We start from the raw sequence: 912 nt of genomic DNA, 5'->3' as shown, positions 1-912 counted from the left end.
GGTTCTATAATTTTTAGGGTTGATGGAAATTTTCCACCAACCCTATTTTAGTGTATACAAAAAGGCCAACATCCATTATATTAAAATCGCCAAACCTAATACAAAAGGATGATGACCATATGAACAATATACTAGAAGCTACCCTACAAATCAAAGATAAAAACATTATCTGGGATAATACAGTTCAAGAGAAGATATTTAAAAAGAGAAAATCTTTATTTTATTCAGCTACATATACGCATAAACCAGAATTTTGTACTGTCTGTGGATGTGTTAGCCAAAATAATAATATCGTCAAAAATGGCACGAAAACTTCTCGTATCACTCTCTGTTCTGTTTCAGGCCTACCGGCCTACTTAAATCTACGCAAGCAGAGATTTCTCTGTAGAGAATGCGGCTCTTCATTTACCGCAGACACTAGTCGAATCGTAGAAAAACACTGTCATATCTCTAAACGATTAAAAAATGAAATCAAATCAAAAATTAGTGAAACAGTATCTGAAACATATATCGCAAAAGAAACAAATGTTTCAGTTCATACTGTAAGACGTATCATAGATGATACAGCACGATTATTGACCATTAAACCATTACACGATTTACCTGAGCATTTGTGTTTTGATGAATTTAAATCCGTTAAATCTTCTGATAGTAATATGAGTTTCATTATTTGTGATAGCACAACACACAAGCTAGTCGATGTTGTAAGAGATAGAAAATCTTACAGTTTGAAAAAATATTTTTATCGTTTTGAGCCTAAGACTAGATTAAAGGTAAAAACCATTTCTATCGACATGTACGTACCGTACATTCAATTAATAAAAGAAATGTTTCCTAACGCAAAAATTATCATTGATCCTTTTCACATTGTACAAGCCTTGAATAGAGAATTAAATCGAACTCGGGTACGTA

General features: G+C 32.3%; 1 protein-coding gene. It reads left to right on the top strand.

Annotated features, from left to right (window positions below; translation table 11 throughout):
- Positions 1-119: 119 nt before the first annotated feature.
- A partial coding sequence (locus tag SINDD18_RS09980; protein WP_153014467.1) for an ISL3 family transposase occupies positions 120-912 on the top strand: 793 nt, incomplete at its 3' end.

The organism is Streptococcus infantis (assembly GCF_001579645.1).
Classification (GTDB): domain Bacteria; phylum Bacillota; class Bacilli; order Lactobacillales; family Streptococcaceae; genus Streptococcus; species Streptococcus infantis_E.
This window is presented reverse-complemented; position numbering and strand designations above follow the sequence as displayed.